This is a genomic window from Nocardia sp. NPDC004168 (assembly GCF_040610355.1).
Lineage (GTDB): Bacteria > Actinomycetota > Actinomycetes > Mycobacteriales > Mycobacteriaceae > Nocardia > Nocardia sichangensis.
This window is the reverse complement of record NZ_JBEXME010000010.1, coordinates 137,499-163,072: the sequence shown is the minus strand read 5'-3', so window position 1 is coordinate 163,072 and position 25,574 is coordinate 137,499. Positions and strand designations below refer to the sequence as shown.

26 protein-coding genes are annotated in these 25,574 nt (G+C 68.5%); 17 read left to right on the top strand and 9 right to left on the bottom strand.

What is annotated here, in order from left to right:
• Positions 1 to 67: 67 nt before the first annotated feature.
• Positions 68 to 724 carry an EthD domain-containing protein gene (locus ABZW96_RS20015; RefSeq protein ID WP_355076585.1) on the top strand — a complete coding sequence of 219 codons (657 nt, stop codon included), beginning with the start codon at positions 68 to 70 and terminating at the stop codon, positions 722 to 724.
• 4 nt (positions 725 to 728) lie between these two features.
• Here the strand turns inward: ABZW96_RS20015 and ABZW96_RS20010 are convergent, their stop codons facing one another.
• Positions 729 to 1,604 carry a LysR substrate-binding domain-containing protein gene (locus ABZW96_RS20010; protein ID WP_355076584.1) on the bottom strand — a complete coding sequence of 292 codons (876 nt, stop codon included), beginning with the start codon at positions 1,602 to 1,604 and terminating at the stop codon, positions 729 to 731.
• 71 nt (positions 1,605 to 1,675) lie between these two features.
• On the opposite strand from ABZW96_RS20010, the gene dapA reads away from it, so the two are divergent.
• On the top strand, positions 1,676 to 2,611 hold the full coding sequence (gene dapA / locus ABZW96_RS20005) for a 4-hydroxy-tetrahydrodipicolinate synthase (RefSeq protein ID WP_355076582.1): 936 nt from the start codon (positions 1,676 to 1,678) through the stop codon (positions 2,609 to 2,611).
• On the top strand, positions 2,608 to 4,146 hold the full coding sequence (locus ABZW96_RS20000; protein WP_355076580.1) for a DHA2 family efflux MFS transporter permease subunit: 1,539 nt from the start codon (positions 2,608 to 2,610) through the stop codon (positions 4,144 to 4,146). Before dapA ends, ABZW96_RS20000 begins: the two co-directional genes overlap by 4 nt.
• A 75-nt stretch (positions 4,147 to 4,221) precedes the next feature.
• Here ABZW96_RS20000 and ABZW96_RS19995 read toward each other — a convergent pair whose 3' ends face one another.
• Positions 4,222 to 5,040, bottom strand: coding sequence for an alpha/beta fold hydrolase (locus tag ABZW96_RS19995; RefSeq protein WP_355076578.1), 819 nt, complete (start codon positions 5,038 to 5,040; stop codon positions 4,222 to 4,224).
• A 19-nt stretch (positions 5,041 to 5,059) separates the two neighbouring features.
• Positions 5,060 to 5,614 (bottom strand): helix-turn-helix domain-containing protein, encoded by a 555-nt coding sequence (locus ABZW96_RS19990; RefSeq protein WP_355076577.1) that lies wholly within the window; start codon positions 5,612 to 5,614, stop codon positions 5,060 to 5,062.
• 85 nt (positions 5,615 to 5,699) lie between these two features.
• Here ABZW96_RS19990 and ABZW96_RS19985 point away from each other — a divergent pair, with 85 nt between their 5' ends.
• Positions 5,700 to 6,416 carry an SDR family NAD(P)-dependent oxidoreductase gene (locus tag ABZW96_RS19985; RefSeq protein WP_355076575.1) on the top strand — a complete coding sequence of 239 codons (717 nt, stop codon included), beginning with the start codon at positions 5,700 to 5,702 and terminating at the stop codon, positions 6,414 to 6,416.
• Between the two features lie 9 nt (positions 6,417 to 6,425).
• Here the strand turns inward: ABZW96_RS19985 and ABZW96_RS19980 are convergent, their stop codons facing one another.
• Complete coding sequence (locus ABZW96_RS19980; RefSeq protein ID WP_355076573.1) at positions 6,426 to 6,857, bottom strand: SRPBCC family protein; 432 nt, start codon at positions 6,855 to 6,857, stop codon at positions 6,426 to 6,428.
• 648 nt (positions 6,858 to 7,505) lie between these two features.
• Between ABZW96_RS19980 and ABZW96_RS19975 the strand changes: the two genes are divergently transcribed.
• From ABZW96_RS19975 to ABZW96_RS19935, 9 genes are all read left to right on the top strand, one after another.
• Complete coding sequence (locus ABZW96_RS19975; RefSeq protein WP_355076571.1) at positions 7,506 to 8,858, top strand: sensor histidine kinase; 1,353 nt, start codon at positions 7,506 to 7,508, stop codon at positions 8,856 to 8,858.
• Positions 8,858 to 9,283, top strand: a complete 426-nt coding sequence (locus ABZW96_RS19970; RefSeq protein WP_355076570.1) for a roadblock/LC7 domain-containing protein — start codon at positions 8,858 to 8,860, stop codon at positions 9,281 to 9,283. The genes ABZW96_RS19975 and ABZW96_RS19970 overlap by 1 nt, the downstream gene beginning before the upstream one ends.
• Positions 9,284 to 9,356: 73 nt before the next feature.
• A complete protein-coding gene (locus ABZW96_RS19965; RefSeq protein WP_039805398.1) occupies positions 9,357 to 9,707 on the top strand; it encodes a DUF742 domain-containing protein in 351 nt (116 codons plus the stop codon).
• Positions 9,682 to 10,287, top strand: a complete 606-nt coding sequence (locus tag ABZW96_RS19960) for an ATP/GTP-binding protein (RefSeq protein WP_355076568.1) — start codon at positions 9,682 to 9,684, stop codon at positions 10,285 to 10,287. Before ABZW96_RS19965 ends, ABZW96_RS19960 begins: the two co-directional genes overlap by 26 nt.
• Before the next feature lie 71 nt (positions 10,288 to 10,358).
• Positions 10,359 to 11,555, top strand: coding sequence for a cytochrome P450 (locus ABZW96_RS19955; protein WP_355076712.1), 1,197 nt, complete (start codon positions 10,359 to 10,361; stop codon positions 11,553 to 11,555).
• Between the two features lie 13 nt (positions 11,556 to 11,568).
• Positions 11,569 to 12,798, top strand: coding sequence for a cytochrome P450 (locus ABZW96_RS19950; RefSeq protein WP_355076567.1), 1,230 nt, complete (start codon positions 11,569 to 11,571; stop codon positions 12,796 to 12,798).
• A 298-nt stretch (positions 12,799 to 13,096) separates the two neighbouring features.
• Positions 13,097 to 14,389 carry a cytochrome P450 gene (locus tag ABZW96_RS19945; RefSeq protein WP_355076565.1) on the top strand — a complete coding sequence of 431 codons (1,293 nt, stop codon included), beginning with the start codon at positions 13,097 to 13,099 and terminating at the stop codon, positions 14,387 to 14,389.
• A gap of 203 nt (positions 14,390 to 14,592) precedes the next feature.
• Positions 14,593 to 15,855, top strand: a complete 1,263-nt coding sequence (locus ABZW96_RS19940) for a cytochrome P450 (RefSeq protein ID WP_355076564.1) — start codon at positions 14,593 to 14,595, stop codon at positions 15,853 to 15,855.
• A gap of 10 nt (positions 15,856 to 15,865) precedes the next feature.
• On the top strand, positions 15,866 to 17,092 hold the full coding sequence (locus tag ABZW96_RS19935) for a cytochrome P450 (RefSeq protein WP_355076562.1): 1,227 nt from the start codon (positions 15,866 to 15,868) through the stop codon (positions 17,090 to 17,092).
• Positions 17,093 to 17,130: 38 nt separating this feature from the next.
• Here the strand turns inward: ABZW96_RS19935 and ABZW96_RS19930 are convergent, their stop codons facing one another.
• On the bottom strand, positions 17,131 to 18,078 hold the full coding sequence (locus tag ABZW96_RS19930) for a hypothetical protein (protein WP_355076560.1): 948 nt from the start codon (positions 18,076 to 18,078) through the stop codon (positions 17,131 to 17,133).
• 60 nt (positions 18,079 to 18,138) lie between these two features.
• Between ABZW96_RS19930 and ABZW96_RS19925 the strand changes: the two genes are divergently transcribed.
• Positions 18,139 to 19,467 carry an MFS transporter gene (locus ABZW96_RS19925; protein ID WP_355076559.1) on the top strand — a complete coding sequence of 443 codons (1,329 nt, stop codon included), beginning with the start codon at positions 18,139 to 18,141 and terminating at the stop codon, positions 19,465 to 19,467.
• Between the two features lie 360 nt (positions 19,468 to 19,827).
• A complete protein-coding gene (locus ABZW96_RS19920; RefSeq protein WP_355076557.1) occupies positions 19,828 to 20,328 on the top strand; it encodes a flavin reductase family protein in 501 nt (166 codons plus the stop codon).
• A 32-nt stretch (positions 20,329 to 20,360) separates the two neighbouring features.
• Here ABZW96_RS19920 and ABZW96_RS19915 read toward each other — a convergent pair whose 3' ends face one another.
• Both ABZW96_RS19915 and ABZW96_RS19910 read right to left on the bottom strand, forming a co-directional pair.
• Positions 20,361 to 21,224 carry a TIGR03619 family F420-dependent LLM class oxidoreductase gene (locus ABZW96_RS19915; RefSeq protein ID WP_355076555.1) on the bottom strand — a complete coding sequence of 288 codons (864 nt, stop codon included), beginning with the start codon at positions 21,222 to 21,224 and terminating at the stop codon, positions 20,361 to 20,363.
• Positions 21,221 to 21,595, bottom strand: a complete 375-nt coding sequence (locus tag ABZW96_RS19910) for a MerR family transcriptional regulator (RefSeq protein WP_355076553.1) — start codon at positions 21,593 to 21,595, stop codon at positions 21,221 to 21,223. Before ABZW96_RS19910 ends, ABZW96_RS19915 begins: the two co-directional genes overlap by 4 nt.
• Positions 21,596 to 21,732: 137 nt before the next feature.
• Here ABZW96_RS19910 and ABZW96_RS19905 point away from each other — a divergent pair, with 137 nt between their 5' ends.
• Positions 21,733 to 22,860 carry an acyl-CoA dehydrogenase family protein gene (locus ABZW96_RS19905; RefSeq protein ID WP_355076551.1) on the top strand — a complete coding sequence of 376 codons (1,128 nt, stop codon included), beginning with the start codon at positions 21,733 to 21,735 and terminating at the stop codon, positions 22,858 to 22,860.
• Between the two features lie 10 nt (positions 22,861 to 22,870).
• Here ABZW96_RS19905 and ABZW96_RS19900 read toward each other — a convergent pair whose 3' ends face one another.
• A complete protein-coding gene (locus ABZW96_RS19900; RefSeq protein ID WP_355076549.1) occupies positions 22,871 to 23,740 on the bottom strand; it encodes an alpha/beta hydrolase in 870 nt (289 codons plus the stop codon).
• A gap of 64 nt (positions 23,741 to 23,804) precedes the next feature.
• Here ABZW96_RS19900 and ABZW96_RS19895 point away from each other — a divergent pair, with 64 nt between their 5' ends.
• On the top strand, positions 23,805 to 24,413 hold the full coding sequence (locus ABZW96_RS19895; RefSeq protein WP_355076547.1) for a TetR/AcrR family transcriptional regulator: 609 nt from the start codon (positions 23,805 to 23,807) through the stop codon (positions 24,411 to 24,413).
• On the opposite strand, the gene ABZW96_RS19890 is transcribed toward ABZW96_RS19895, so the two are convergent.
• Positions 24,414 to 25,475 (bottom strand): NAD-dependent epimerase/dehydratase family protein, encoded by a 1,062-nt coding sequence (locus ABZW96_RS19890; protein ID WP_355076545.1) that lies wholly within the window; start codon positions 25,473 to 25,475, stop codon positions 24,414 to 24,416. It abuts the gene before it with no gap.
• Positions 25,476 to 25,574: the final 99 nt, after the last annotated feature.

Sequence of the window (25,574 nt, the reverse complement as noted above, 5' to 3'; positions counted from 1 at the left end):
GCGGCCAACCGCGCGGGTGGGTTAGGCTCGAACACGAGTGAAACGTGTTCTAGAAAGTGGCCTGTCGATGAAGACCATCTTTGCGCTGTGGGGCGTCGGTGACCTGCTCGCGGCGGACTTCGCGCCGCTCCTGACCGGGGCCGCCGCGGTGCAGGCGAACATCTCCGACGCGGCGGTCGAGACGGCGATGCTGCGCATCACGTCGTTCGACGAACCGGTGCGAGCCGTCGTCAGCGTCTGGTGGGCGGACGCGCCGCAGGCGGAGGCGGCCGCGCGGGTGCTGAGCACCGTGGCCGAGCGGGTGGAAGGCTGGCATGTCGAGGAGGTGACGCCGATTCCCCCGCCGGTCACCGCGGTGCTCGAGCGTGCGCCGGGCCTGTCGAACTTCGCCTTCTTGCGTAAACCGGACGACCTGTCGCATGCCGAGTGGCTGGATCGCTGGCGCAACCAGCACACCGCCGTCGCCATCGAGACCCAGGCGACCTTCGGCTACGTGCAGAACGTCGTAACCGGGCCCGCGACGGCCGGTGCGCCGGACATCGCCGGGATCGTGGAGGAGCTCTTCCCGCTCGCGGCGCTCACCGATCCGCACGCCTTCTACGGCAGCGGCGGTGACGGAGCGGAGCTGGCGCGCCGCATCGATCGGCTGATGGCCAGCGTCGCGACCTTCGGCGGCGACCGGAACTTGGATGTCGTGCCCACCAGCCGATATCGGCTGCGCTGAGGGTTCAGCGGCCGGAGCGCCCCGCCGATTCGCGCAGCGCGACGCGTGCGGCGCGCACGGCGGGATGATCGCCCGTGCCGCGCCGGTAGGCGAGGTGCGTGCGCCGTCGCATCGGCAGCGCGCCGAGGATGACGCCCGGCGGGCAATCCCGCGTACCGAATTCCGGGACCAGCGCGACACCCTGACCCGCGGCCACGAGCGCGAGGACCGTGCCGAAGTCGTCGGCGTGATGCCGGATCCTGGGCGTGAAGCCCGCCGCCTCGCAGGCCCGCATCGTCATGGTGTGGCACATTGTGCCGGGAGTGCTTGCGATCCAAGCGCTTTCGCGATGATCGGCGAGCGGTTCGGCGGTGCGCGCGGCGAGATGGACGATCTCCTCGAACAACGGCTCGCTGTGCAACGCGGGATCGGCGGGGACCGGAGCGTAGTCGTACTCCTGGATCAGCGCGACGTCCAGCGTCTCGGCGCGCAGCGCGTCGGGCGCCAGCGCCGGGTCCAATTCGGTCACACGCAATTCCAGCCGGGGATGCGCGCTGCTCAGCGCGACGAGCGCGGGGGAAAGGATGGTCCGCACCGCGGTCGGAAACGCGCCGATGCGCAAGGTTCCGGTGAGGTCGGTGCGGATCGTGGCCAGTTCGGCGGTGGCCTGCTCGAGCACCGCGAGAATCCGCTCGGTGTGCCCGACGAGCGCCACGGCCGCCGGGGTCAGCGTCACTCGCCTGCCCGTCCGCGTCAACAGTGGCACGCCCGCTTCCCGTTCCAGTGCGGCGAGTTGCTGGGAGACCGCCGAAGGGGTGTAAGCGAGGGCCTCCGCGACCGCCGCGATGGTCTCGCGGTGCGACAGTTCCCGCAGTAGGCGGAGTTTGCGGACGTCGAGCATAAGTTCAGCTTATGGTCTGCGACAGAAACGTGAACTGGATCTGATGAATTCCAGCGGCGAGGCTGATCGTCATGACGCTCGCAGGTCTTTTCGTTCCTCTGGTCACCCCGTTCACGGCCGACGGCGCACTCGCCGCGGACGCGCTGGAGCGGCTCGCCCGCCAAGTCCTCGACGACGGCGCGACCGGCCTGGTCGCGCTCGGCACGACCGGGGAGCCCGCGACTCTGACCGCCGCCGAGCGGGCGGAAGTGATCGCCGTCTGCGCGCGCGTGTGCCGGGAACGCGACGCGCCGTTGATCGTCGGCGCCGGATCGAACTCGACGGCGGCCTCCGTCGAAGCCCTCGCCGGTCTGGATCCGCGCACCACCGCGGCGCTCACCGTGGTCCCGTATTACACGCGCCCTTCCGAGGCGGGCGTGCTCGCGCATTTCCGCGAACTCGCGGCGGCCTCTCCCGTGCCGCTGATCATCTACCACATCCCCTACCGCACCGGACTTTCCCTGGGAACCGCGACACTCCTCGCGCTGGCCGACCTGCCCAACGTCATCGGCCTGAAGCATGCCGTCGGCGCCGTCGACGACGCCACCGTCACGCTGATGGCCGCCCGGCCCGCCGACTTCGCCGTACTGGCCGGCGACGACCTGTTCGCCGCGCCGCTGCTGGCCCTCGGCGCGTCCGGCGCGATCGCGGCCTCGGCCGCCGTGCACACTTCGTCGTTCGCGGCGATGGTCGCCGCGTGGCGCTCCGGTCCGGTCGATGTGGCGCGGACGCTCGGTCACCGGCTCGCGGTATTGTCGGCCGCGTTGTTCGCCGAACCCAACCCCGCGGTGATCAAAGCGGTGCTCGCGGCGCAAGGCCGCATACCGAGCCCTGCGGTACGGTTGCCTCTGCTGCCCGCGAGCGAGGCAGCGACTCGGGCCGCGTTGGTCGCGCTGGCGGAATTTCCGGCAACGGGAACCCGTAATGACTGGTATTGCGGACGTGAAGGTGCCACGCTTAAGCGGTGACACAACCTCCGGATACCCAGGCGGCTGGGCCCGACCCGGCCACCGACAAACTCGACGCGGCCGTCTTCAAGGTCGCCGGCGTCGTGGTGCTCGGCGCGATCATGTCGATTCTCGACATCACCGTCGTCAGCGTCGCGATCCCGACCTTCCAGCGCGAGTTCGACACGAGCTACGCCATCGCGGCGTGGACGATGACCGGGTACACGCTGGCGCTGGCCACCGTGATCCCGCTGACCGGATGGGCGGCCGACCGCTTCGGCACCAAGCGGCTGTACATCATGGCGCTGACCTTCTTCGTGCTCGGCTCACTGCTGTGCAGCACGGCGTGGAACATCGAATCGCTGATCGCGTTCCGCGTGATCCAGGGCCTCGGCGGCGGCATGCTGATGCCGCTCGGCATGACGATCATGACCCATGCGGCCGGTCCGCAGCGGGTCGGCCGGGTGATGGCGGTGCTCGGCGTGCCGATGCTGCTCGGCCCGATCGGCGGCCCGATCCTGGGTGGCTGGCTGATCGAGAACTTCAGCTGGCACTGGATCTTCCTGATCAACCTGCCGATCGGCGTGATCGCCTTGACGCTGGCGTTCATCGTGCTGCCCAGCGACAAGCCGGAGCCGTCCGAGTCGTTCGACTTCATCGGCATGCTGCTGGCCTCGCCCGGCCTTGCGCTGTTCCTGTTCGGCGTCTCCTCCATCCCGGAGCAGGGGACGGTGCTCGCGGCGCGGGTGCTGATCCCGGCCGCCATCGGCGCGGTGCTGATGGTCGCGTTCGTGTTCCACGCGCTGCGCACCGAGCACCCGCTGATCGATCTGCACCTGTTCCGCAACCGCGCGCTCACCTTCGCGGTGCTCACGATGGTGCTGTTCGCCATCGCGTTCTTCGGAGCGGGTCTGCTGCTGCCGACCTATTTGCAACAGGTGCGCGGTGAGTCGGCGCTGCAAGCCGGTCTGCTGATCGCGCCGCAGGGCATCGGCGCGATGCTCAGCATGCCGATCGCGGGCCGTTTCGTGGACAAGATCGGCCCGGGCAAGATCGTGCTGGTCGGCATCACGCTGATCTCGATCGGGACGGCCTACTTCGTCCAGCTCGACGCGGACAGCTCGTATCTCCCCATGATCGGCGCGCTGTTCGTGATGGGCCTCGGCATGGGCTGCACCATGATGCCGATCATGACCGCGGCGATCCAGACCCTCACCCACCAGCAGGTGGCGCGCGGGTCGACGCTGATGAACATCGTCAACCAGACCGCGGGCTCCATCGGCACGGCGACGATGTCGGTGGTGCTGACCAACCTGCTGAACAACCAGCCGCTGGCGCGCCCGGCGATCGCGGCCAACTTCGATCCCAGCTTGGCGAGCCAGCTTCCGCCGGGCGCCGTCGAAACCGGTCTGCAGCAGGCCGCGGAAGCGTTCAGCCACACCTATGTGGTGGCGCTGGTGCTGATCGTGCTCACCTTGATCCCGGCGTCCTTCCTGCCGCGGACCAAGCCGAAGAACCCGCAGGGGGCCGACGCGGCGACAGTGGTGCACGCCTAGCGGTACTCGTCCCGGGATCGCCTGCCGATCCCGGGACCTACCGCCGTAGGGGCCGGGCGGATGCCGCCGCGGCCCCTATTTCTTGCCGTGGGCAAGGCCTGCGGTGGGCCGCCGCCGCGCCTCGCGGAGGAACGCCAGGACGGCCGGGCTCGCCACCAAGCGGAATTCGTCGAAATACGCGTGCCGTGCGCCCTCGATCAGATGTAGTCGCGCGTCGGGGATGCGCTCGACCAACAGGGGAGCGTTCGCGGCGGGATTGAAGCGGTCCTCGGTGCCGTGCACCACGAGGGTGGGAACCCGTATGTCCGGCAAAACATCCCACGCATCGTGCTTGTTGCTCGCGTACAGATGCCTGCGCTTCGCGTAAACCGGCATGGCCGGGTCGCCGAGCGTGTTGTACGGGCCGGACGTGCTCGCCAGCCAGGCCGGGGTGTACATCAGTTCCAGTAGAGCCTGTCGCGCGGCGGCCGGGTCACGCTGCGCGAGCGACCTCCTGACCTCGGGACCGCGTTCGAATGCGTGCTTGCCGCCGGGGGAAGTGCAACCGAGCACCAGGGAGTGCACTCGGTCCGGATGGCGCGCGGCCAGCCATTGGGCCACCCGCCCGCCCATGGACGTGCCGTAGACGGCGGCCTGCCGCACGCCGAGGTCGTCGAGTACCGCGACCACGTCGTCGGCGAATCCCCGCGTGCTGTACACCTCGTCGGGCTTGTCGCTGTCGCCGGTGCCGCGCCAGTCGAGTGTGATGGTGCGGTGCCCGGTCTCGAAGTCCGCGCGGATGCCGTCCCACCAGTGGTGGGTGTTGGCCTGACCGGCGAGCAGGACCAGCGCGCTGCCCGTGCCCGCCACTTGATAGGCGAGGCGAACTCCGTCGGCCGCCGTTGCGTAGGGCACCTCTACGAAATCCTTTCGTTCAGCGATCGCCGCGAAGCCCGTCGAAGACGATCTCCAGGCCGCGCCGCCACGACGGCGAGCCGGTGGTCTCGCCGAGCAGCGACAGCGCCCACATCAAGTTGACGACATCCTCGTCGGTCGCGTCGGCGCGCAGCGCGCCGGCATCCCGGACGCGCGCGAGCACCGCCGACAGGTGCGACATACCGCGATGGCAGGCCTCCGCCAGTTGAGCCGCCGCAGGATGATCCCCGGTGAACGCCTCGAGCAGTCCGCGATCGGCGGTGAGCCTGTTGAGCAGGTCTTCCACGAATCCGGTGAACGCCGTCCAGGCGTCCGGTTCGGCCGCCGCCCGGGCGGCGATCTCGTCCACCGCCGCCAGCCGGGGCGGCAGAAGGGCATCGATCAGGATGTCGCGGGTGGGGAAGTGGTTGTACAGCGTCCCGATACTGACGCGGGCGCGCCGCGCGATCTCCTCCAGCGAGCCGTCGAGGCCCTGCTCGGTGAGCACTTCGGCCGCTGCCCGCAGCAGATTATCGCGATTGCGAGCGGCGTCCCGGCGCAGCGGTTTGGTCACGCGGTCATCCTACAGAACCTGAGGCACGCCTCAGATTCTGTGCTACGGTGATAAATCGAGGGGGGCCTCAAATTAAGGAGAACGCATGGCGGATCAGGGAACAGCAGTGATCGTCGGTGTCGGCCCCGGCCTCGGGATGTCGATGGCCCGGCGCTTCGGACGGGAAGGGTTCCGCGTCGCGCTGATCTCGCGCAGCGATGCACGGCACGCCGGGTACCTCGCGGACCTGGCGGAGCGTGGTGTACACGCCACCGCTCACGTCGCGGACGTCACCGACCGGTCGCGGCTCGGCGTGGTACTCGGCGACATCCACAAGGAGGGACCGATCGGAATGGTCTATTACGGACCCGGTTCCACGCAGCAGCCCGTGCCGATCACCGACATCGACGCGGCCACGGCGCGATCGGCGTTCGAGTGGGTGTGGCCCGCGGTCGACGTGGTGAGCGACGTGTTGCCGGGCATGCTCGATCGCGGGAAAGGCGCATTACTTTTCGCCGGCGGGCTCTCCAGCGTCCGCCCCATGCCCATGCTCGGCCACCTCGCCCTCGCCGCGGCGGCACTGCGCAACTACGCGCTCACCTTGAACGCGGCATTGGCCGAGCGCGGTCTCTATGCGGGCACGCTGACCATCGGCGGACTCGTCGAGCGCGGGGACATCCACGCGATGGTCACCGCCGACCCGGCGCGCTTCGGCAGCGCGGACGGCCACACTCTCGATCCGGACGACTTGGCCGATACCGCGTGGGGCATGTATCGCACCCGCGACCGCGCCGAAACGATCTTCGACGCCATCGGCGTATGACGGTGGAGGTCAGCCGTACAGGGCGATGAAGCGGTCCAGGGAACGTTCGATATCGCCCTTGACGGCGCGGGCCACACCGGATCCGATGGGGCCGAACAGCGGCGCGCCGCCGAGTTCGATGTCGACGGTGACCTCCGAACCGGAGTCCTTCGGGGCGACGAGCAGCTGCAACCCCAGTTTGGTGCCGCCTTTGCCCGCGCCGGTCAGTTGCAGGCGGCGCGGCGGCTCGGCGGCCCGCACGGTCCAGGTGACCCGGTTGCGCAGGCCCTTGACCGAGGCGATGCCGACCAGTTGGGTGCCGACGGTCAATTCGGCGGGAACCTCGCCGCGCCACGCTTCGTGCATGGTCAGCCATTTGTGGAGTTCGGCGAGGTTGGAGGTGTGCGTCCAGGCCTCCTCGGGCGAGATCGGAACGTCGACCGAGACCTTCAGCTTTGCCATGGGCGCATGGTATCCGGCTCCGGCGGTCCGGTCGGTGCGAGGCACGGCCGGTCCGGGCGGACTCCCCGCACAGCGGTGGACGCTACTTCGCGGAATCGAATTCGAGCACCCGCCAATACATTCGTTGATGCGTCAGCGAACGGCCATTCCGCCTGTTCGGCTCGGCCGCCGTGGGCGTTCGCGGCATCCGCGCCGCCACCCGCGCTTCCGGTGCTGGTCCGACGCGCGGGCCCATACGCAGGACAAATGGTCCACGGGTTGCACGGCAGCCCAACATTATTGCGCAGCTATGTCGCGATCTGCGGCACCTATCGTCCCAGTTCCGGGAATCCGGAAAGTGTCTGTGGGATCGGCAGAGAGTTCGTTGGAATGCTGCTAATGTGCGAATGGTCGGGTTCTGGTTACCGTTCGGACACGATCCGGGCGGTCGGCGATTGACATGTAATCGCCTGTCCTGCGGGCACTGTGCGGTAGGCGCTCTCGGTGAGCGCCGGTGCCGTCGTGGGATTTCCGGTACTCCGACGCGGACCCCACCGACCGGTCCGTTCATGGTCGGCAGGCGAGGGAAGGCGAGCGAAGCAGGATGGCAGTGGGCCGATTCCTCGAGACCAGTCAACGACGAAAGAACTGATGAATCAAGATATCGCCGTGGTGCTTTCATGGATCCTCGCCGTCGCTTTGGTGATCGCCGTAGCGGGGGCGTTGTACGCAGTACAGTATGCCAGGGCTCAGCGGGCCAAGCTCGAGGCTCTGGCCAGGGAACAGCGCGCGACGGAGGACACGCTCGAGCGGTTCGCCGCCACTACGCTACCCGCGGTGGCCGAGTCGATCCGCCGGTTCGAGTCCCAGGTGCCCCCGGTCGAAGTCCAGGCGGGCATGGAGAATTCGCGGCTCGCGCAGATCCTGCGGTGGATCTCCGAGCGGTATGCCGACGATCTGAGCCTGATGCGCTCGGAGACCAGGGAGCTGACCAACAACGAAGGACAGCAGGCGATCAAGGCGGCCGAGGAGGCCGCGCGCAACGAGGTCGCCTCCGCATCGCGCCAGGCGACCAGCGCTGCGGTCCGCTCGTTCGGCACCTCCGTGGTCAGCCTCGGCGCTGACGTCAGCCAGGTGGTGAGCGCCGCGCTGCGTGAGCATCGCGACGATCAGGTGTACGAAACCCTCACCCGCATCGACCACACGGTGCAGCAGATGATCCGCCAGGCGCAGTCCTACGTGATCGTCTGCGGTGGTCTGCCCGGCCGCCGCTGGCCCGCGCAGACGCTGACCGACGTGGTCGGCGGCGCCATCGGCCGTGTCCGGGAATACCTGCGGGTGCGGCCCAACCAGCTCGACCGTGTCGTGATCAGCCGCGCGGTGGAACCGCTCGTGCACACACTGGCGACCTTGCTGGACAACGCGTTGCGGTACTCGCCGCCGACTTCCTACGTGGACGTCAACTTCCAGGAGGGTCACCACGGCGTCACCGTCATCATCGATGACGCGGGCGTGCGGATGAACGCCGAGCAGATGGAGGAGGCCCGCCAGGTGCTCGCGCACGAGCGGCCCGTCGACATCCACCAGCTCGGTCCGTCGCCGAAGGTCGGCTTCCCGGGCATCGCCGCGCTGGCCCGCCGTTACGGCTTCACCGTCTACATCGACGGCCCGAACGTCTACGGCGGCATGCGCGCGATGGTCTACATCCCGGAGTCGCTGCTGGTCACCCCGCAGAACGTCCAGGAGGTCGCGCCCGTGACCGAGGCAAAACCGGAGCCGGTCACGGTTCCCGCGCAGGACGCGCCGAGCGAACAGCCCGGCGAGAACGAGCCGTCGCTGTCGGTGAGCGAGATCACCAGCGGCGGGCTACCCAAGCGGCGACGCAGGACGGTCGCACTCGCCCCGGTCGGGCCGCGCACCGAACCCGGCCTCGCTCGCCCCGAGGTCGCCGCAGCTTGGCATACCGGCTCCAAGAGCGGCCGCGCCGCCGCATCTGATGACACGGAAGGGATGACATCCTGATGGCCACACCCGTGACCGACAGCAGCAACAAACTGGGCTGGCTACTCGAAGATCTCAGCATCACGGGTGTGCGGTTCTCGGTGTTGCTGTCCGACGACGGCCTGCGGATCGCGCACTCCACGGGGATCGCCCGCGACGAGGCGGAACGCTTCGCCGCCGCGGCCTCCGGCCTGCGTTCGCTCGGTAAGGCGCTCGGCGAATTCTGCGGTGACGCCACGAACGGCGTGCGGCAGAACATCACCGAGTACGACCAGGGGATGATCCTCATCACCGCGGCAGGCGAGGGCGCGCTACTCGGCGTCGCGACCACCAACGACATCGACGTGGGCCTCGTCGCCCACCGGATGAACGAGCTGGCAGGCCGGGTCGGACGCGAGCTCGGCAGCCAGCCGCGCAGGCGCGTTGACGGCAGCGAAATGCCATGATCGAGCGCAGCGAGCGAGTCAGAGGTACTGCGCCGCTGGGCAGCACGGAGCCGAGCGAGAGCCAGGTGCCGTCATGAGCAAGCCGCGGCGCGATCCGGACCTGGTCCGGGCTTATGTGCGCACCGGAGGGCGTACGCGCCCCACTCGCGAGCTGGACCTGGTTACTTTGGTCCTGACCGCCAAAGATCCACTCCCCGGCGCGTCGCCCGATGCGCGCCGGGTCATGGCCCTGTGCAGCCGTCGGGGTGCGCTGTCGATCGCGGAGATCGCTGCGTACCTCGACCTTCCGCCGTCCGTCGTGAAGATCGTCGCGTCCGATCTCATGGACGGCGGGCACCTGGTCACCCCCACCCCGGCCGAGTCCCTGCCGGAGATCGCTCTGCTGGAGGAGGTACTCAATGGGCTCCGTGCTCTCGCCGTCTGATCGCACCGTCGATTACGTGCCGGAGACCGTGACCCGCTCGGTGAAACTGCTGGTGGCCGGCAACTTCGGTGTCGGCAAGACCACGTTCGTGAGCAGCGTCTCGGAGATCAAACCGCTGCGCACCGAGGAGACCATCACCGAAGCCAGTGTCGGCGTCGACGACATGGCGGGGCTGCCCGGCAAGTCGCAGACCACGGTCGCGATGGACTTCGGCCGCATCACGCTCAGTCCCAAACTGGCGCTCTACCTGTTCGGCACTCCGGGTCAGCAGCGTTTCGTCCCCTTGTGGGAGGAGCTGGCCCGCGGTGCGCTCGGCGCGCTCGTGCTGGTGGACACCCGCCGCATCGAGAAGTCCGACGAGGTCCTCTCGGTGCTGGAGGAGCGCGGCGTCCCGTATTCGGTCGCCGTCAACCAGTTCGAAGGCGCCCGGCCCTACCCGCTCGACGAGGTGCGCGATGCCCTCGACCTGGAACCCGGGACTCCCCTGACGTCACTGGACGCCCGGGACCGAGGCACGTGCCTGCGTTCGCTGATCACGCTAGTCGAATTCTTGTTCCACCGTTTGGAGTCTCGCATTTGACCACGTCCCAGTCCTCGACCCACCCCGGGCACCTATCCAGCGGCGCCTGCCCGGTCGCACACGGATCGCCGATCGACACCGACGGTCCCAGAATTCCGCTCTATGCTGAGGGATTCGCGGCCGACCCCCACGGGATCTACCGGGAAATGCGCAGGCGCCACGGTTCGTTGGTCCCGATCGAACTGTCGCCAGGGGTGCCCGCCACGCTGGTGATCGGCTATCAGGAAGCCGTGCGGATCCTCAACGATCCCGAGCACTTCCCCGCCGATCCGCGCATCTGGCAGAAAAACATCCCCGAGGACTCGCCCATCCGTCCGATGATGGAGTGGTACCCGAACGCGCTGCGCAACAGCGGCGCGGCGCATGCCCGCTACCGGGGTGCCTACGTCGCGAGCATCGACGCCATCGACCTGCACGAGGTGCACTCGATGGTAGAGCGCATCGCGATTCCGCTGATCAATACCTTCTGCCAGGCGGGGTCCGCCGATCTGGTGACCCAGTACGCGTTCCCGCTCGTCTTCGAAGTGCTCAACCGGATCGTCGGCTGTTCGACGGAACTGGGGCAGCGGGTCGCCACCGGCATGGCGATGCTCTTCGACACCGTCGAGGCGGCCAAGGGCATGCAGATGCTCTCCGAGGCGCTGATGGAGCTGATCCACCAGCGCCGCGCGGAGCCGGGCGACGACGTCACGTCCCGGTTGGCGCATCACCCGGCCCGCCTGAACGACGAGGAGATGCTGTCGAACCTGATCAGCCTCTACGGCGCCGGGATCGAGCCGCAGCAGAACCTGATCACCAACACCCTGCTGCTGATGCTCACCGACGACCGTTTCGGTGGCGACATGCTCGGCGGCGCGCTGTCGACGCGTGACGCGCTGGACGAGGTGTTGTTCAACGACCCCCCCATGGCGAACTTCTGTATCACCTATCCGCGCCAGCCCATCCTGATCGACAACGTCTGGTTGCCCGCGCACCAGCCGGTGCTGATCAGCCTGGCGGGGTGCAACAACGATCCGGCGATCCGCGGCGGCGACCGCATCGGTAATCGCTCGCATCTGGCGTGGGCGGTCGGCCCGCACGCCTGCCCCGCGAAGTCCGTCGCGTCCGTGGTCGTGCAAGAAGCCATCGACCAGCTGCTCGACGCTCTCCCCGAAATGCAGCTGGCCGTGCCCGCGGACGAAGTGGTCTGGCGGCCCGGCCCATTCCACCGGGCGTTGGCGGCCCTGCCGGTCGTCTTCCCCAAGTCCCCTCCGTTGAACATGGTGTAAGGAGAAGCGTCCGATGTCGCAAGAGCCGATAGTCTTGGATCTGACCGGTTCCGATATCCAAGGCGAAGCGGCGCGGCTGCGCGAGCGTGGGCCGGTGGCCCTGGTGGAACTGCCCGGCGGGGTGCCGGCGTGGTCGATCACCGATGCCGTCGTGCTCAAGAGCCTTCTGGCCGACCCGCGCGTCTCGAAGGACCCCAGGCAGCACTGGGCCGCGTTCATGAACGGCGAGATCACCGAGGAGTGGCCGCTGCACCCGTGGGTGGCGGTCGACAACATGTTCACCGCCTACGGCGCCGAGCATCGGCGGCTGCGCAAGCTGGTCGCCCCCGCGTTCACGCACCGTCGTACGGTGGCGCTTCGACCGCGCATCGAAGCGATCACCGCCGAGTTGCTCGACCAGTTGGCCGCGACCCCGCGCGGCACGGCGGTGGATCTGCGTGAGGGCTACGCGTATCCGGTGCCGATCCAGGTCATCACCGAGCTGATGGGTGTGCCCGAGCATCTGGGCCCAGGCGTGCGGAAATGTGTCGACGGATTCTTCGACACCTCGTTCGGTCCGGAGGAGGCCCAGGCCAACTACCTGGAGATGTACCGGCTCGTCAGCGAACTGGTGGCGTACCGGCGGGAGGCGCCCGGCGACGACATCACGAGCGTCCTGATCGCCAGCCGGGACGAGGAGGACGGCTCACAGCTGACCGAGAAGGAACTCGTCGACACCCTGATGCTGGTCATCAACGCCGGGCACGAGACGACGGTGAACCTGCTGGATCAGGCCATCTTCGCGTTGCTCACCCGTGCGGACCAGCGCGCCGACGTGGTGGCGGGGCGGATCCCTTGGTCGGATGTGGTGGAGGAGTCGCTGCGCTACGAGGCGCCGGTCGCGCACCTGCCGCTGCGCTACGCCGTCGAGGACATCGACATCGCCGACGTCCGTATTCCCAAGGGGGAGGCGATCCTGGCCTCCTACGTGGCGGCCAACCGCGATCCGAAGGTGCACGGTCCGAACGCCGACCAGTTCGACCTGCGGCGCTCGGTCAAGGATCATGTGGCCTTCGGTTACGGGGCGCATCATTGCCTGGGCGCGCCGCTGGCCCGGATGGAAGCCGAGATCGCCCTTCCGGCCATCTTCCGCCGCTTCCCGGACATGCGCCTCGCGGTCGATCCGTCCGAGCTGGGCACCGTGCTCAGCTTCATCTCCAACGGTCATTCCGAACTGCCGGTGTTCCTGGAGGCGACGGAGTAGGTCGGCCGGGAAGAACATCTCGATCACACCCGGCATGGGCGCTCAGCTGTCCCGCGCCGGGACTCGACAGCCCGCGTGTCCCTCGGGGATACGCGGGCGGAGGTGTTCCACCGTCGGCGTACGCGCTTGGGAACACGCACGATCGCACCGTTTCGGCACACGAGATATGCTCTGCGGCAGCGGAATTCGACGTAGTGTCGAATTCGCGACGCTCACATGGCAATTCGCTTCCCGGGCTCCGGGACGCTTGTCGTGTGCCCACCCTGCTCGTCGAACGTTCCGACTTTGGAGTCACGTTTTGACCCACCCACAGTCCTCGACATCGTCCTTCTCCACCGGCTGCCCGGTCCCGCACGGTTCACCGGTCGGCTCCGACGGACCCCGGGTCGCGTTGTACGCGGACGATTTCGCGGCGGACCCACACCAGGTCTATCGGCAGGCACGCGCGAGATACGGTTCGCTGGTGCCGGTGGAGCTGTCTCCCGGCGTGCCCGCGACGCTGGTGATCGGGTATCACACCGCGCTGCGCATTCTGAACGATCCCGACCATTTTCCTTCCGACTCGCGGACCTGGCAGCAGACCGTGCCCAGTGACTGTCCGGTCCTGCCGCTGCTCGAGTGGCGTCCGGCCGCGATTCGCAACTCCGGCCTTGTGCACGCCCGGTACCGGCAGGCCATCGTCGCGGGCATCGATGAGATCGATCAATTCGCGCTGCGCAATACGGTGGAGCAGATCGCCGCTCCGCTGATCAACACCTTCTGCGCAGACGGCTCCGCCGACCTGATCGCCCAATACGCGTTCCCTCTGGCCTTCGCCGTGATCAATGCGATGCTCGGCTGCCCGCCGGAGATCGGGCAGCAGGCGGCGATGGGACTGGCCGCGATGTTCGAAGGGGTGGATGCCGAGCGGGGCAACGCGATGTTCAACGACGCGATGGCGAACCTGGTGACGCTGAAGCGGTCCCATCCCGGCGACGACATCGTCTCCCGGATGTTGCGGCACCCGGTCGATCTCGATGACGCGGAGATGGTCCAGCAGGTGCTGATGCTGTACGGCGCGGGCATCGAGCCGCAGCAGAATCTGATCATCAACACCCTGCGACTGATGCTCACCGACGAACGTTTCGCGGGAGACTTCCTCGGTGGCAGCCTTTCGACCCGCGACGCGCTGGACGAGGTGCTGTTCACCGACCCGCCGTTGTCGAACTACTGCGTCACCTTCCCCCGTCAGCCGATCCTGATCGACGGCGTCTGGCTACCCGCCCACCAGCCGGTGGTCATCAGCATGGCCGGATGCAACAACGACCCGGCGATCCACACGGGGCGGTACACCGACAATCGCGCTCATCTCGCCTGGAGCGTCGGGCCGCACACCTGTCCGGCCCGGTCGGTGGCCTATCTGATCGCCCAGGACGCCATCGATCAGCTGCTCGACGCGCTGCCCGAGATGCGGTTGGGTGTTCCTGCCGAGCAGCTGACCTGGCGACCGGGTCCGTTCCATCGATCGCTGACCGCCCTGCCGGTCCTCTTCCCGGAATCACCGCCCCTGCCCGTCTATGTCCCGCAGCCGGAGGGGAGCGCGGCGCAGTAGCCGTGCTCCGTCCGGCAAGCCGCCGTCGCCGCGTTCCCGTCCAGAAGGAGGTTGCCGCTCAGAGGTCGTCGTGCACACAGCTGATGAGGGTGTGCGCCGGCCTGTCACCGATCCCCACGCATCACGCCGACCTTCGCCGTCGCGGCGCGCACGCGCCCGGTCGATCGCGTTCGTCGCATGTTCGTTCCTCTGGAGTTTCGTCTTTGACCACGCCACACTTCCCGCCGTCCACTTCCGCGAATGGGTGCCCCGTCTCGCACGGCTCGCCGATCGACACCAGCGGCCCTCGTTACCCGTTGTATTCGCAGGAATACGCGGAAGATCCGCACAACGCATACCGCGAAATGCGCCGCCAGTTCGGTTCGCTCGTCCCGATCGAGCTGTCGCCGGGCGTGCCCGCCACCCTTGTGATCGGCTACCACACCGCGCTGCGCATCCTCAACGATCCCGACCATTTCCCGGCCGATCCGCGGATCTGGCAGAAGGACATTCCGGGCGAGTGCCCGGTCCTGCCGATGCTGGAGTGGCGGCCGAACGCGCTGCGCAGTGCGGGCCTCGAGCATCTGCGCTACCGCCAGGCGAACGTCGCCAGCATCGCCGGGGTGGACCTGCACGCGCTGCACGGAACCGTCGAGCAGATCGCCATCCCGCTGATCAACGCCTTCTGTGAGGACGGCGCGGCGGATCTCATCAGCCAATACGCGTTCCCGCTCAGCTTCGCGGTGCTCAATGCCATGCTCGGCTGTCCGGCGGACATCGGCCAGCAGGTCGCGACCGGTATGGCCGCCATCTTCGAAGGCGTCAACGCGGACAAGGGCAACGCGATGCTCACCGACGCGCTGTTCGAACTCGTGCAGATGAAGCGCAAGGACTCCGGCGACGACATCACGTCCAGGCTGTTGCAGCATGAGGCCGGGCTGGACGACGTCGAGATGATCCACCAGCTGGTCACGCTCTACGGCGCGGGCATCGAGCCGATGCAGAACCTCATCGTCAATACCCTGCTGCTGATGCTCACCGACGAACGTTTCGCGGGAGACTTTCTCGGCGGCAGCCTCTCGACGCGCGACGCCCTCGACGAGGTGCTGTTCAACGACCCGCCGATGGCGAACTACTGCGTCAGCTTCCCGCGCCAGCCGATCCTCATCGATGATGTCTGGCTACCGGCGCACCAGCCGGTGCTGATCAGCATGGCCGGATGCAACAACGACCCGGCGATCGGCGTCGGGCAGCGCACCGACAGCCGTGCCCATCTGGCGTGGAGCGTGGGCCCGCACGCCTGTCCCGCCCGGTCGGCCGCGTACCTGGTGGTGCAGGACGCGATCGATCAGATCCTCGACGCCTTGCCCGAGATGCGGTTGGGCCTGCAGCCCGGTCAGTTGAGCTGGCGGCCGGGACCGTTCCACCGTGCGCTGGTGTCCCTGCCGGTCGTCTTTCCGAAATCCCCTCCACTGACCGTCTTCTAAGGAGTCATCGATGGACACACAACCCCTGGTCCTCGACCCGCTGGGTGCCGACATTCAGGGTGAGTCCGCCCGTATTCGTGCGCGCGGGCCGGTGACCCCGGTCGAATTGCCGGGCGGCGTGCGAGCGTGGTCGGTCACCGACGCCGACGTGCTCAAGCGGTTGCTGGCCGATCCCCGGGTGTCGAAGGACGGCAAGCAGCACTGGCCCGCGTTGATCAACGGCGAGATACCCCAGGACTGGCCGTTGTTGCCGTGGGTCGCGGTGAACAACATGTTCACCGCGTACGGTGCCGACCACCGCAGGCTGCGCAAACTCGTCGCGCCCGCCTTCACGCACCGCCGCACCCAAGCGATGCGCCCGATGGTCGAGCAGATCACGACGGACCTGCTCGGCGCGCTCGCCGCGACGCCGGCGGGCGAAGCGGTCGATCTCAGGGAAGGTTTCGCCTACCCGCTGCCGATCCAGGTCATCAGCGCGCTGATGGGCGTTCCGGAATACCTGAACGCCGGTCTGCGCACATGCGTCGACGGCATCTTCGATACGTCGCTCGGGCCCGAGGAGTCCCAGGCGAACTACATGGAGATGTACCGGATCCTGGGTGAGCTCGTCGCCTATCGGCGGGAGACACCCGGTGACGACATGACCAGCCTGCTGATCTCGCACCGGGACGAGGAGGACGGCTCGCAGCTGACCGAGCAGGAGTTGATCGACACGTTGTTGCTTGTCATCAGCGCGGGGCACGAGACCACGGTCAACCTGCTCGATCAGGCCGTCTTCGCGCTGCTGACCCACCCGGACCAGCGTGCCGAGGTGACCGAGGGGCGTGCGGCCTGGTCCGATCTGATCGAGGAGGCGCTGCGGTACGAGGCGCCGGTGGCGCACCTGCCGCTGCGCTTCGCCGCCGACGACATCGAGATCGACGGCCTGCGCATCGCCAAGGGCGAACCGATTCTCGCCTCCTACGCCGGGGCCAATCGCGATCCGAAACTGCACGGCCCCACCGCGAGCGAGTTCGACGTGCGGCGAGCGAGCAAGGAACATCTGGCCTTCGGCTACGGGGCCCATCACTGCTTGGGCGCACCCCTGGCGCGGCTGGAAGCCGAGGTCGCCCTGCCCGCGCTCTTCCGGCGCTTCCCGAACCTGCGTCTGGCGGCCGATCCCGCCGAGCTCGGGAGCGTGTCCAGTTTCATCTCCAACGGGCACGCCAGGCTGCCGGTGTATCTGGCGGCGGACTAGGGGCTGACCCGCGCCTCCGGTCGCTGCCGGGGCGCGGGTCAGCGCAATGCTTCGACCAGGCCGGACTTGCGTGCCTTCGCGAGTCCGCGCCGGGCGAGAAAACCGTTGCCGAGCAACAGGATCGTCTTGTTCGGCGGCGCTTTGAACCCGGACGCGGTGTGCGGCGCGTACACCGCCTCGGTGCCGGAAACCTCGAGCCAGCCGGTGTTCTGCCGCGATTCCAAGCCGATCAACTGGAACCGATACTCGTGGGCCAGCATCCCGGCGCGGCGTCCGCCTTGCGGCAGGCCCGCCGGGACGGTCAACCGCACACCGTCGGCGCTCGACCCCGTCACCTGCACCGGGACGACCGCCGGGTAGCCGTCGGCCTGCCGGTAGCCGAGCAGCCGGTGCGGCAGCTTCGTCGCCTGGGCCGCGGTCCGGGCGACGTCCACCCGGGGGCCCGTCCCCTTCGCCGGAGGCTGCTGTGTCGCTGGTTCGACAGAAGGCGCTGCGGCACCGAGGATCTCGGGCGTGCCCGCCGCGTCGAGGTCCGGCCATACGACGATGCGGTCGACGGTCACGGTCACGACCACTCGATCGGCGTAGTAGGCGCGCAGCCACCGGTCCCAGAACACACCGCGCCGCGGTGCGCCCAGGTAGGGCGTGGCCTGGGCGCCGAGGCGGTCCAGCGCCTCCTGGTCGGGCGTCGGGTCGAACGCCGCGGTGCCCTGCACCAGCACGAATCGCGAGTTGTCCCGGCTTCCGATGCCGTGCTCGCGCGCGTGATACGCCAGCGCCACTTTGGGTTCCCGCTTCATTCGCTCCAGCTTGCGTCCGAACCCGAGTGAAGTCGTAAACCCCACCGTGCCCGCGGCCCGGTCGCGCAGCCCGATCGGCGACACCGCCGACACCACCGCGCCGCCCGCGGGCGTCACATACGCTGCGGCGCACGTCAGATCGCCGCCGAGAACGTCGTCCACCTCGTCCGGCCAGGTAACCGCCATGGGACGGATTTTACTGCGCCGCCCTTGACGACGCGGCCGTCCGGAGCCGAGAGTGCGCAGATGGTTTCCACCGCCGAGGCGGCAGACACGACGCTGCGCAAGGTCACGATTCGCCTGCTGCCCTTTCTCGGGCTGCTGTACTTCGTCAACTATCTGGACCGGGTGAACATCGGGTTCGCCGGGCCGAGCGGCATGAAGACCGAGCTCGGGCTCACCGAGACCGCGTTCGGATTCGCCTCCGGCATCTTCTTCGTCGGATACCTGCTGCTGGAGGTGCCGAGCAACCTGGCGCTGCACCGGTTCGGCGCCCGGCGCTGGATCGCCCGGATCATGGCCACCTGGGGGCTGGTGGCCACGGCGATGGCCTTCGTACCCGACGCCACCGTGCTGTATCTCCTGCGGTTCCTGCTGGGTGTGGTGGAGGCGGGCTTCTTTCCCGGCATCCTGCTCTATCTGACCTATTGGTACCCGCAGGCGCAACGGGCGCGAATCGTCGCGTTGTTCATGACCGCGGTGCCCATGTCCACCGCGTTGGGCGCGACGGTGTCCAGCTTGATCATTCGATACGGCGACGGCGTCTTCGGGCTCAGCGGTTGGCGTTTCATGTTCTTGGTCGAGGGGTTGCCCGCCGTCGCGCTGGCGGTGGCGACCTGGTTCTATCTGACCGACCGTCCCGAGCAGGCGGGCTGGCTGGCCTCCGCCGAACGTGAATGGCTGATTCGCGAACTCGCCGCGGAGCAGGCCACGTTGCGGCGCGCGGAGCACTGGACGGTGCGTCGTGCGCTGACCCATCCGCGGGTGCTCGGCCTCGCCTTCGTCTACGGCGGCATCGTCTACGGCCTGTATGCGCTGGGATTCTTCCTGCCGACGATCATCGACGGCTTCCAGCAGCAATACGGAACGCACTATTCGGTGGTGCAGCGCGGACTGATCAATGGGGTGCCCTACCTCGTCGGGGCTGTGGTGATGGTGTGGTGGGGCAGGCACGGCGACCGGACCGGTGAGCGGGCTCGGCACGTCGCCCTGCCCGCGCTGCTGGGCGGTCTCGCCATCCCGGTGGCGCTGTATCTCGGCGATCCGTTCGCCGCGATGATCGCGGTCACGGTGTGCGCGGTGGGCGTGCTCGCGGCGCTGCCGACGTTCTGGGCCCTGCCCGGCACCTTCCTGTCCGGCGCGGCGGCGGCGGGCGGCATCGCGTTGATCAACTCGGTCGGCAACGTCAGCGGTTTCGTCGCGCCGTACGTCACCGGTGGGCTGAAGGACGTGACCGGCAGCCAGCGCGCCGGGCTCTGGGTGGTGGGATTGTGCATGATCGCCGCCGCGGCGGGCGTCATGACGCTGCGGCGGCGAACCGGCGACGCTGCCGTCGAGCGGAACGCGGATCTGTGATCCTCGGCCTGCCCATGGCCTCGCTCGCCGCCGAGTCCGTGGCACGATCCGTGCCGCCGAACCGCGGCCGCCGAGGTGAGGGCCAGGCCGTATGCAGAGATGCGCTCGCAATGTGGCGACCGCCACCATGCGTTTTCAGTGTCAGCACGGAAGTCGTTGTGGTGGACTATCATCCACGGCAATGTAGATCGGAAAGGGCTGATCTACCGGGCCGTCGTACGGGCGTCTCACCCTTGTCGGCGTCGGCGTCTCAGACGACTTGCCGCCGCGGTTGTAGGGTGAGCGCTGCTCGTTCCGGCATGTTTGCGCGACGATCGCGCGGGCATCCGGGGAAGACGCCGCATCACGCTGGGAGGACCGATGGCTACCGAAGACCGGACCGCAGTGTTCGACGCGGTGGTCGCGGCGGCGGACTATCCCGTGCTGCTGGTCACCGTGCAGGCGGACGGCCGGCGCGCCGGTTGTCTCGTCGGCTTCGCGACGCAGGTCAGCATCGAGCCGCGCCGGTTCCTGATCGGCCTGTCCAAGAAGAACTACACCTATCGGGTCGCGCAGCACGCCGACCGGCTCGCGGTGCATTTGCTCGGCAGCGAACAAGTCTCCCTCGCACGGCTTTTCGGCGGTGAGACCGGCGACGACATCGACAAGTTCGTGCACTGCGACTGGCGCCCGGGTCCGGGCGGCATCCCGGTGCTCAGCACGGTGCCCAGCTGGTTCGTCGCTCGTATCCGCGACCGCTACGACCTCGGTGATCACGTCGGGATGCTGCTGGAACCCGAGGACGGCGCCGTGCTGCGGCCCACCGCGGAGACGCTGCATTACCACTCGGTAGCGGATCTGGTTGCGGGCCATACCGTCTGAGTTGGTTCGGGACCGCCGCCCGGGCGCGAAAGCTATTTCAGTGCGTTCGCAAGTTCGAATCGTTCGGCGAAGGCGGACAACTCGTCTCTGGCTTGCTCAGGGTCCCCTGTGCTTGCGCTCACCACGATGCGCGTGACACCCTGTTCGGCCAGTCCCTCGACCCGCTCGACCGGCATGTCGATAGATCCCCAGCGCGTGTACTCGAACGCGCCGGGATCCCGGCCCGCCGCAGCGGCCGCGGTATGGGCGATCTCCAGCTGGGCGGCGCGTTCGGTGGGCCCGAGCACCCCGCCCGGGAAGTAACCGTCGCCGCGGGAACCGGCGCGCCGCGCCGCGGCGCGGCGCGATCCACCGACATGGATCGGCAGGTCGCCGCCGAGGGGTTTCGGATAACTGCACAGGTTCTCGAACCGGAAGAACTCGCCTTCGAAGCTCACCCCGTTCGCGCCGCCGGACCACAGCAGTCGCAGCACATCGATGGCCTCGTCGGCGCGGCGGCCTCGGGAGGCGAAATCGACGCCGACGGCCTGTGCCTCCCCGGGCAGGGTTCCCACCCCCACGGTGAGCAGGCGCATCCGTCCCTTGGACAGCACGTCGATCGTCGCGAGGCGTTTGGCCAGCACCACCGGATGGTGGTAGGGCAATAGCAGCACCGCGGTGCCGAGCAGGATCCGCTCGGTCGCCGCGGCCACGAAGCTCAGCGCGTCGAGGGGGTCGGCGAACGGCACCGAGGGCGTGATCTCCATCGGTCCGACCGCGGCGCCCGGGTACAGCGCGACGTGCTCGGGCAGGTAGATCGCTTCGAATCCGCAGCGCTCGGCGTGCTGGGCGTAGGCGATCAACCGGTCCGGGTCGACGCCGAAGAAGGGAGTGCTGTAGCTGACCGCGAACCTCACCGCGGCTCCTCGATCCGGTCGAACTCGCAGGCCGCCGCGAGCCGCTCGTGCAGCTGACCCCGTACTCGCTCCAGCCGCGCCAGGTACGAATCGACCTCGGACAGCTTGCGCCGCAAGGTGGACACCGAGTCCGGGCAGACGTCTCCGGAGCCGTTGCCCGCCCGCAGGCAGGCGACGAACGGACGGATGTCGTCGAGATCGAAGCCCGCGCCGAGCAGTTCGCGGATCTGCGCCACGATCAGCACCTCCGCGTCGTCGTACGAGCGGTAACCGTTGGCGGCGCGGTGCGGCCGCACCAAACCGTGCTCCTCGTAGTAACGCAAGGCGCGCGTGCTGGTGCCCGCCCGCTCCGCCAGTTCGCCGATGCGCATCCGTCCTCCTTGTCTCCGCTACCGCCACGCTAAACCTTCTCGTCGACGTCAAGGCAAGTCGGCGCGGGCTGCGTACCCTCGGGGGAGATCAGCCGACGAGCTTTGCTCGCCGATTCCCCTCGACCAGAGAGCATTTCGTGACGAATGCGCATTTCATCGTTCCGGTCCGCGACGGCGAGCGGGAATTGCTCGACCGGGTCGCCGACTTGGCGACCGGATTCGCGGCCGTGGCGGCCGACTACGACGAGCGCGCCGAGCTCGCCGTCGAGCATCTGGACGCGTTGCACGAGGCCGGCGCGGATGACGCGGTGCTGCCCGAATCGTCCGGTGGCGCGGGCCTGAGCTACCTTGGCCTCGGTCGTCTCGTCAGAATCCTGGCTCGAGCCGATCCGTCCACCGCGACGATCTGGACCATGCACGCGGGGGCGGGCGTCGCCCTCGCGGAATTCACCGGCGAGAGTTCGGGATCGTTCTTCGCCGACGAGCTGCGGGCGGGTAAGCGCTTCGCGAACGCGTTGTCCGAACCGGCGAGCGGAAACCGCTTCCTCCAGCCGCAGCACGTCGCCGAGCCGACCGCGGGCGGGTGGTTGCTGAGCGGGGCGAAGCGGTTCGTCTCCGGCAGCGAGATCGCCGATTATCTGCTGGTCAACGCGCTCGTGGCGGGGGAACCCGCTTTCTTCGGCGTGGTCCCCGACGAAACGGTATCGATCGTCCCGATCTGGGACACTCTCGGCCTGCGCGCCACCCGCAGCCAGCTGCTCGCGTTCGACGACACCGTGCTGCGTGCCGAGTACCGCGGCCGCGCGCCGCGTCCGGGAGATTTCGCGGTGATCCCGGCCGGGCTTCCCGCGATTTCGCTCGGCATCGCCGATGCCGCGCTGGACGCGCTGGTGGAACACGCGCGCACCAGGGAAATTCTCGGCAAGCCCTTGGCGCACCAGCAGTGGGTGCAGTACGAGGTCGCGGACGCGCAAACCCGGCTCGCCGCCGCGCACGCGCTCTACGAACAGGCATTGTGGCAGGCCGACCATGGGATCGCGCTGTTCTTCGACAACCTGTCCCGAGCCAAGTACCTCGCGAACAAGGTGGCGGTCGACGTGGCGCAGCTCGGCGTTCGGGTCGGCGGCGGCTCGGGGTATCTGAAGCGGTCGCCGATCCAACGTCATCTGCGCGATGCCCAGGCCGGCCAGCTCATGGCGTATTCGACGGAGGTGATCGCCGGGGTGATCGGGCGGGGTGTCCTCGGCGTGCCGGACGAAGCGTGACTCGCGGGCGCTAGCGCGGCGAGCGCTTGTCGCGCCCCGGTGCGGTGTGGTTGTCGAGCAGGAACGCCGACATCGCCTCGGCTACGGCGGCGGGCTGGTCGAGCATGGACAGTACGTACGCGTCATCGATTTCGACCAGCCGGGCCGCGGGAATGAGTTCCGCGAGCCGGGGGCCGTGCTCGCGCGGCATCACCTTGCCCGCCGAAGACCACAGGATCAGGGCGTCTCCACGGAAGTCGCGCAGCGCTTCGGTATGGGCGATCAATTCTCGTTTCGGGAACGCCGACTTGGTGTAGGCGAGCAGGTCCCGCCGGATCCGTGCGTCGCGCAGCCCCGGCTCGGTCCAGCCGCGCACCAGCGCATCGGGCAATGGGCGCCGCGCCATCCAGCCGAACAGCAACGGCGAGCGGCGCAGCCACCGAACGCGCAACTGCCGCAGCGCCAGCGAGATGCCGCCCGGGAGGTGAGTGGCGACGGTGGCCATCTTGCCCGGCAGGCCGGGCGGGAAGTTGTCGAACGCCTCGCACGGCAGCACGATCAGCCTGCCGACGCGTTCGTCCAGTCCGTAGGCGGTGAGGAACAGCGCACCGCCCCAATCGCTGTGAACGAGCGTGACCTCGCGCAGGTCGAGTGCGGCGAGGAAGTCGGCGATCAGGTGGTTCAGGCCGCGCAAACTCAGGTCGACGCCGGGGCCCAGCGGCAGGGGATGGGCGCCGAGCGGCAGGTCCGGCAACAGGTACCGGAAGCCTTCGGGGAGGGCGTCGATCACCTCGTCCCAGACCGTGTGGTTCATCAGCAGGCCGTGCAGCAGGACGACCGGAGGTCCCTCGCCGCGCTCGACGTAGTGCACCCGTCCCGCGGGCAGTTCGATCACAGGCATGTCCGCCTCCATTCGAGCGATCACTCTAGAGTGTTTGCTCTAGTCTGGAAGGGTGACCGAGAAAATGTCAACCAGCACCCGGGAGCGCCTCGTCACCGCGATGGCCGAGTTGATGCGCACGCAGGGCTATGCGGGTACCAGCGTCAAGCAACTCACCGTCGCCGCTCAGGCTCCGATGGGGTCGCTCTATCACCACTTTCCCGAGGGCAAACCGCAGATCGCCGCCGCGGCGCTGCGCACGTCCGGGGCCGCGTACATCCAGTTGCTCCCGCTGCTGCTCGACGCACACGACGACTTGCGCGAAGCGATACCCGCCGCCTTCGCGGCGGCCGCCGAACAGATCGAGCGGACCGGCTGGATCAACATGTGCCCGGTCGGCACCGTCGCGGGTGAGATCGCCGACAGCGAACCCGCGCTGCGCGACGTCGCCGCCGAAGTCATCGCCTCCTGGATCGACGAGGGCACCGACTACTTCGTCCGCCGCGGCCTGTCCACGGCGGACGCTCGCGATCTCATCCTCGCCGTTCTCACGAGCCTCGAGGGCGCTTTCGTCCTCAGCCGCACGCTGCGCTCGACGGAACCATTGCACGCGGCCGGCCGGTCCACGAGTGCCCGTATCGAACAGGTACTGGCCGGGGCGCGCGGTCAGCGCGCCGCGCACTCGGCCGAGTGACTAGCCGACGCCGATTTCGCGGCCACCGACTCCCGAGGTGAACTCCTTCCAGCGCCATGGCCCGCCCGCGTCGCTGGCCAGCGGCGGGGTGTCTTCCCCCGCGCCCGCCCGCAACCCGGAGATCAGGTGCCGGAGTGCGTCGACGGCGGTGAACCGAGGAGTCCAGCCCAGCTCCGCCCGCGCGCGGCCGGTGTCCATGATCGGCAGGTGCATCACCCCGTCCAACAGGTCCGGCGTGGCGGGCAGTGTCCGCGCGTGCCAGCCCATCGCGAGTGCGGCGCGGATCACCGAGGGCGGAACGGACACCACCCGGGCATCGAAGACCGCGGCCAGCCAGGAGCGATCGATCACCGGCTCCGCGGCCAGGTTGAACGGGCCACGGGCATCGGTCGCGATCGCGAGCGCGTACGCGCGTCCGACGTCGGCGCTGTGCACCGCCTGGAACCGCAGGCCGCGCGGAATCGGCAGGATCGGCGGGAGGCCCGGCCGCATCAGGCGGTTCGGCAACAGCGGACCGGCGAACAGACGCCGTTGCTGACTGGCGGTGTGCCTGCGGAAGATGAACGCCGGACGCATGCGAACCACGCGGCGATCCGGATTCTCGGCCTCGAACCGATCGAGCAGCCTTTCGACGTAAGCCTTCTCCCGCATGTAAGCGGCGGGTGGCCAGCCGTCGGTCGGCCAGCTCTCCGGCACCGGCTCGTCGCTCTGGCACGGGGAGTAGGCGCCGACGGAGGAGGCGTAGACCAACGCGGGGACCTGCGCCGCGGCGACGGCGCGCAGCACGCGTTCCGTGCCGCCGACATTGGCGCGCCACGTGACCATGGGCTGATGGGTGGGCTGGAACAGCCATGCCAGATGCACGACCACGTCGGCTCCGTGGAAATGGGACTCCAGGTCGTCGGTTCGCACATCCGCGCGCACCCACTCCACACCCGGGCGCGGGATGCCCGGCACGCGCCGCGCGATCCCCACGATCGAACTGACTCCCGCTTCGGCCGACAGTGTCTCCAGCACGCTCGTTCCGACGTTTCCGGTGGCACCGACCACGACGACGCGCATATCTGCTCCTTGGCTCGGTGACGAGGTTCGAGAGCGACTTACCCAGGATGTCGGCGACGACACCGCGGTAGACCGGTGAATCGGATTCTTCCCGGCCAG